This is a genomic window from Streptomyces sp. AcH 505, from assembly GCF_000818175.1.
Taxonomy (GTDB): domain Bacteria; phylum Actinomycetota; class Actinomycetes; order Streptomycetales; family Streptomycetaceae; genus Streptomyces.
In genome coordinates this window covers 1712146-1718531 of record NZ_JTIY01000001.1, presented here as the reverse complement: position 1 = coordinate 1718531, position 6386 = coordinate 1712146, and the positions used below count along the sequence as shown (strand labels likewise).

Sequence of the window (6386 nt, the reverse complement as noted above, 5' to 3'; positions counted from 1 at the left end):
GCCGCCCGCCGAGCCCGCCGCCGACCCCGCGGCCGAGGCTTCGGCCGCGCAGGACGGCACCGCCCCCGGCCGGAAGGGACCCGACGGGGACGTCCCCGCGGTGATGCCGGCATGAGTCTTCTGGTCGTCGGACTGAGCCACCGCAGCGCGCCGGTGAGTGTGCTGGAGCGCGCGTCGCTCGACTCCGACTCTCAGGTCAAACTGCTGCGGGACTCGTTGGCCGCCGAGCCGGCGACGGAGGCGGCCGTCCTCGCCACCTGCAACCGCATCGAGCTCTACGCCGACGTGGACAAGTTCCACGCGGGCGTCGCCGAGCTGTCGACGCTGCTCGCGCAGCACAGCTCCGTCGGCCTGGACGAGCTCACTCCTTATCTTTATGTGCACTACGAGGACCGCGCCGTCCACCACCTGCTGTCGGTGGCGTGCGGACTCGACTCGATGGTCGTCGGCGAGGGCCAGATCCTCGGCCAGATCAAGGACGCGCTCGCCCTCGGCCAGGAGCTGCACACCGCGGGACGGCTGCTCAACGACCTCTTCCAGCAGGCCCTGCGGGTCGGCAAGCGCGCGCACAGCGAGACCGGTATCGACAGGGCGGGACAGTCGCTCGTCACCTTCGGCCTCGAACAGCTCGCGGCCGGCCCGGCGGGCGGCGCCGTAGACGTATGGGCCAAGGGCAAGAGCGCGCTCGTCATCGGCGCCGGCTCGATGTCCTCGCTCGCCGCGGCCACGCTGGCCAGGGCCGGTGTCGCCGAGATCGTCGTCGCCAACCGCACGGCGGCCCGCGCCGACCGGCTCGTGGAGATCCTCACCGGGCCCGGCGGTACGGGCGTCGCGGCGCGCGCCGTCGACATGGCGGCCGTCGGCGACGAGCTGAAGCGCGCCGACATCGCCGTGTCCTGTACGGGTTCGACCGGGCTCGTGCTGAGCGTCGTCGCCGTCGAGGCCGCGCTGGCGGGGCGCACCGACCGTACCGACCGGCTCGCCCTGCTCGACCTGGCCATGCCGCGCGACATCGACGCCGCCGTGCACCGGCTGGGCGGGGTCCGCTTCGTGGACATCGAGTCCCTTGCCGAGGCCTCGGCCGACGCGCCGATGGCGGCCGACGTCGACCAGGTACGCACCATCGTCTCCGACGAGGTGGCCGCCTTCGGGGCGGCTCAGCGCGCCGCGCACATCACTCCGACCGTGGTCGCGCTGCGCGCGATGGCGGCCGACGTGGTGAGCAGCGAGGTCGCGCGGCTCGAAGGCAGGCTGCCGGGGCTCGACGACAGGCAGCGCGCCGAGATCACCAGGACCGTACGCCGCGTCGTCGACAAACTGCTGCACGCGCCCACCGTGCGCGTGAAGCAGCTGGCCAGCGAACCCGGCGGCGCCGGGTACGCGGACGCCCTGCGGGAACTTTTCGACATCGACCCGCAGACGGTCGCCGCCGTCAGCAGGGCCGACCTGAATGACACCACTGACGGTGTAGGCAGAGGGCAGGTATGACCGAGGCACACAGGCCCCTGAGGCCGGACAAGGCCCTGACACCGGAGAGCACGCCGGGCAGCACGCCGGAGAACACGCCGGACAACAGGCCACTGAGGCTGGGAACGCGGCGCAGCAAGCTCGCCAAGGCCCAGTCCGCACTGGTGGCCCGAGCGGTGACCGAGCTGACCGGCAGGCCGGTCGAGCTGGTCGAGATCACCACGTACGGGGACACGTCCCGTGAGCTGCTGGCGCAGATCGGCGGCACCGGCGTGTTCGCCACCGCGCTGCGCGATGCACTGCTGCGCGGCGAGGTCGACTTCGCCGTGCACTCCCTGAAGGACCTGCCGACGGCCCAGCCCGACGAGCTGGTGATCGCGGCCGTGCCGCCGCGCGCCGACCCGAGGGACGTCCTGGTCGCACGGGACGGGCTGACGTTCGAGCAGCTGCCCGACGGCGCCCGGGTCGGTACGGGTTCGGCGCGCAGGTCCGCGCAGCTCAACGCGTACGCGCGCGGCCACGGCCGCCGGATAGAAACCGTGCCGATCCGGGGGAACATCGACACCCGCGTCGGATACGTCCACAGCGGGGAGTTCGACGCCGTCGTACTCGCCGCGGCGGGGCTCCACCGGATAGGCATGACCGGCGAGGTGACCGACGTCCTGTCGGCCGACACCGTCCTGCCCGCCCCCGGTCAAGGGGCTCTCGCAGTAGAGTGCGCCGCGGTCAACGTAGATCTCGCCGCTTTGCTCGCCGGACTCGACGACCCGGGCACCCGGGCCGCCGTGACCGCCGAGCGTTCCCTGCTCGCCGCCCTGGAGGCCGGCTGCAGCGCACCTGTGGGTGCTCTGGCCGACCTGCTGGACGACGGACAGGCTGTCAACGAAATGCGCCTGCGGGGGGTCGTCGGGACAACCGACGGTTCGACGCTGGTGCAGCTGTCCACCACCGGTCCTGTACCCACGTCGCATGGCGACGCCGTCGCGCTCGGTCGCGAACTCGCGTCCGAGATGCTCGCCAAGGGTGCGGCCGGTCTTATGGGGGAGCGAGCACTTTGAGCGCCACCGCCACTGACCTTCCGGCCTACTCCACATCAGGGCACGTCACCTTCCTCGGTGCCGGACCCGGAGACCCGGGTCTGCTGACACTCCGCGCCGTCGAGGCGCTCGCGGGGGCGGATGTACTGATTGCCGAGCCGGATGTGCTCGATGTTGTACGCAGCCATGCCCGTGCGAGTGTGAGCACGCCTGCTCTGACGGTCGTTGACGATGTGTCAACAGCCGCCGGGATCCCCGCGATCAGGGATGCGGCCAATCTTGTCATGGAGGCCGCGCGGGGCGGCAAGCGGGTCGTCCGTGCCGTCACGGGCGATCCCGGTCTCGACGGCGACGCCGGCGCCGAGATGCTCGCCTGCGCGACCGCCGGCATCCCCTTCGAGGTGGTGCCCGGTATCGCGGCGGCGGTCGGCGTGCCGGCCTACGCCGGGGTGCCGCTGCGCGACGCGCAGGGCACGGACGTGCGCTTCGTGGACGCCAGGACCGCCAGCGAGCGCTGCTGGACCGAGGTCGGCGCGAGCGACGGCACGGCCGTCGTCTCCACGACGCTCGACGCCGTCGGCGCCACCGCCGGTGAACTCGTCGCGGCCGGCCGTAAGCCGGACACCCCGATGACCGTCACCGTCGCCGGTACGACGACCCGGCAGCGCACCTGGACCGCCACGCTCGGCACGATCGCGCAGACGCTCAAGCAGGCCAAGGTGCTGCCGTCCCCGGACGGACACCAGCCCGTCATAGCCGTGGTCGGCGAACGCAGTTCGGCCGCCCAGCGTGACCAGCTCGCCTGGTTCGAGTCCAAGCCGCTGTTCGGCTGGAAGGTGCTCGTGCCGCGCACGAAGGAGCAGGCCGCCTCGCTCTCCGACCAGCTCAGGTCGTACGGCGCGGTGCCGCACGAGGTGCCGACCATCGCCGTCGAACCGCCGCGTACGCCCCAGCAGATGGAGCGCGCGGTCAAGGGCCTGGTGACGGGCCGCTACGAGTGGATCGCGTTCACCTCGGTCAACGCGGTCAAGGCCGTGCGGGAGAAGTTCGAGGAGTACGGGCTCGACGCCCGCGCCTTCGCCGGGATCAAGGTCGCCGCCGTCGGCGACCAGACGGCGGCCTCGCTGGTCGACTTCGGCGTCAAGCCGGACCTGGTGCCCAGCGGCGAGCAGTCGGCCGCCGGACTCCTGGAGGATTGGCCGCCGTACGACCCGGTCTTCGACCCGATCGACCGGGTGTTCCTGCCGCGCGCCGACATCGCGACCGAGACCCTCGTCGCCGGCCTCATCGAGCTGGGCTGGGAGGTGGACGACGTCACGGCGTACCGCACCGTGCGCGCGTCGCCGCCGCCGGCCGAGACCCGTGAGGCGATCAAGGGCGGCGGTTTCGACGCCGTGCTGTTCACATCGTCCTCGACCGTGCGCAACCTGGTCGGGATCGCGGGCAAGCCGCACAACGTGACGGTGATCGCCTGTATCGGCCCGGCCACGGCGAAGACGGCCGAGGAGCACGGGCTGCGGGTCGACGTCCTCTCACCGGAGCCGTCGGTCCACAAGCTGGCCGAGGCGCTCGCCGCGTTCGGTACGCGGCGCCGCGAGTCGGCGCGGGAGGCGGGCGAGACGGTCACCCGGCCGAGCGAGCGCCGCCCGGGCGGCCGGCGGCGGCGCACCACCTGAGCACACCCGCCCCGCTGCGGGGACGACCCTCACGACGCAAGAGGCGATGGACGATGAGTGAGTACGGATCCTTTCCCGGCGCGCGCCCGCGCAGGCTCAGGGTCAACCCGACGGTGCGGCGGATGGTGGCCGAGACACGGCTGCATCCGGCGGACCTGATCCTGCCCGCGTTCGTACGGGAGGGTGCGAGCGAGCCCGTCGCCATCTCGGCGATGCCCGGGGTCGTCCAGCACTCGCTGGACTCGCTGCGCAAGGCGGCGGCCGACGCGGTCGCCGCCGGCGTCTCCGGGTTCATGATCTACGGGGTCCCGGACGACGACAAGAAGGACGCGACCGGCACGGCAGGCACCGACCCGCAGGGCATCCTGCAGGTCGCGATCCGCGCCGTGAAGGCCGAGGTCGGCGACGACCTCGTCATCATGTCGGACCTGTGCCTGGACGAGTACACCGACCACGGCCACTGCGGTGTCCTGGACGACCAGGGCCGGGTCGACAACGACGCGACGCTGGTGCGGTACGCCGAGATGGCCCGCGTCCAGGCCGACGCCGGGGTCCATATGGTGGGCCCGAGCGGGATGATGGACGGTCAGGTGCGGGTGGTCCGGGAGGCCCTGGACGGCGCGGGCCACGAGGACGTCGCGATCCTCGCGTACACGGCGAAGTACTCGTCGGCGTTCTACGGCCCGTTCCGCGAGGCCGTCGCCTCGTCGCTGAGCGGCGACCGCAAGACGTACCAGCAGGACCCGGCCAACGCCCGCGAGGCCCTGCGCGAGCTGGCGCTCGACCTCGAAGAGGGCGCCGACATGGTGATGGTCAAGCCGGCCCTGCCGTACCTGGACATCGTCGCGCGCGTCGCGGCCGAGTCGGACGTGCCGGTGGCGGCGTACCAGATCTCCGGCGAGTACGCGATGATCGAGGCGGCGGCGGAGAAGGGCTGGATCAACCGCGACGCGGCGATCATGGAGACCCTCACCGGGATCAAGCGGGCGGGCGCGGGCACGATCCTGACGTACTGGGCGACGGAGGTCGCGCAGAAGCTGGGTCGCTGAGGGGTTCAGTTTCCGGTCGGCCTCGGTGCCGGTGCCGCTGCCGAGGCCGGTGCCGGTGCTGGCGCCGGTGCCGCTGCCAGGACGCGGGCGAGTGCCCGGTGGCCCACCGGCCCCCAGCCGGGTTTGCCGCCGGGCAGGCCGAGTTCGCCGTTGCGGCCCATCTGGATGAGGAAGAGGCACTTCGCTGCGGCCAGGCCACGGGCGCGGCGGATCAGCGCGTCGTCCGTGTGCGGATACGCGTCGAAGAGGCGCGCCGCGGCCCCTTCGGGGAGCAGCACCCACGCCGCCGCGAGATCGACCGCCGGGTCGCCCGCGCACAGGTCGCCGAAGTCGATCACGCCGGCGAGTGTGCCGTCGCTGACCACGACGTTGGCCGGGTGAAGGTCGCCGTGCAGCCACAGCGGGGGGCCGTGCCACTCGGGGGCGGTGACGGCCTGCTGCCAGATGTCGCGAAGTCCGGGGAACTCGGGGAAGTCGTCGAGCGACCTCGTCATACCGTCGGAGAGCTGGGTCAGCGGAACGCCTCGGTCCGCACTGACCGGTGCGTCGGCGGGTGCCTTTTCGTGGAGCGCGGTGAGGAAGGCGGCCAGGGTGTCGGCGGCGCCGGCGTCGCTGATCGGGGCGCGGTCGGCCGGTTCGCCGTGCACCCAGGTGGCGACGGTCCAGGTCTTGGGGAAGCGTGCGGACGGCTCACCGATCCGTACGGGGGTGGGGACCGGCAGCGGAAGGCGCGGCGCCAGCGTGGGCAGCCAGCGGTGTTCGGTGCGCAGGAGGGCGGGCGCGCGCTCGGTGCGTGGCATGCGTACGGCCAAGTCGTTGCCGAGCCGCCACAGTTGGTTGTCCCAGCCGCCGGGCACCTCGCGTACGTCGAGGTGGGCGAGGTCGGGATGCTGGTCGCGTACCAGGGCGCGGACGAGGTCCGCGTCGATCGTGAGGGCGTCCACGGCCCCAGTCAACCAGTGTCCGATTCGTACAAGACGCCGAGCGCCGCACTTTCCTACCGTGACCTGTATGAACGACTTCGCAGGCCCGGTGTTCCGGCCGGACGACGCCGCGTACGACACCGAGCGCGCAGGACTGAACCTCGCGGCCGAGCACCGGCCGGCTCTCGTGGTGGGCGCGGTCGGTGCCGACGATGTGGTTGCCGCCGTACGGGG

General features: G+C 72.4%; 5 protein-coding genes and 1 pseudogene. 5 read left to right on the top strand and 1 reads right to left on the bottom strand.

Annotation, left to right across the window (positions count from 1 at the left end; translation table 11 throughout):
• The 5 genes and pseudogenes from HY68_RS46185 to hemB all read left to right on the top strand — a co-directional run.
• Positions 1–115: pseudogene (locus tag HY68_RS46185) on the top strand (redox-sensing transcriptional repressor Rex); the annotation flags it as partial.
• Positions 112–1488: a glutamyl-tRNA reductase gene (locus tag HY68_RS07990; protein ID WP_041986183.1), complete on the top strand. Its 1377-nt coding sequence runs from the start codon at positions 112–114 to the stop codon at positions 1486–1488. The pseudogene HY68_RS46185 and the gene HY68_RS07990, both read left to right, overlap by 4 nt.
• Positions 1485–2525 carry a hydroxymethylbilane synthase gene (gene hemC / locus HY68_RS07985; protein ID WP_078863478.1) on the top strand — a complete coding sequence of 347 codons (1041 nt, stop codon included), beginning with the start codon at positions 1485–1487 and terminating at the stop codon, positions 2523–2525. The genes HY68_RS07990 and hemC overlap by 4 nt, the downstream gene beginning before the upstream one ends.
• Complete coding sequence (locus HY68_RS07980; protein WP_041986180.1) at positions 2522–4180, top strand: bifunctional uroporphyrinogen-III C-methyltransferase/uroporphyrinogen-III synthase; 1659 nt, start codon at positions 2522–2524, stop codon at positions 4178–4180. Before hemC ends, HY68_RS07980 begins: the two co-directional genes overlap by 4 nt.
• Positions 4181–4233: 53 nt before the next feature.
• Positions 4234–5229, top strand: a complete 996-nt coding sequence (gene hemB, locus HY68_RS07975; protein ID WP_041986176.1) for a porphobilinogen synthase — start codon at positions 4234–4236, stop codon at positions 5227–5229.
• A gap of 5 nt (positions 5230–5234) precedes the next feature.
• On the opposite strand, the gene HY68_RS07970 is transcribed toward hemB, so the two are convergent.
• Positions 5235–6173, bottom strand: coding sequence for an aminoglycoside phosphotransferase family protein (locus tag HY68_RS07970; protein WP_063779623.1), 939 nt, complete (start codon positions 6171–6173; stop codon positions 5235–5237).
• Positions 6174–6386 lie beyond the last annotated feature (213 nt).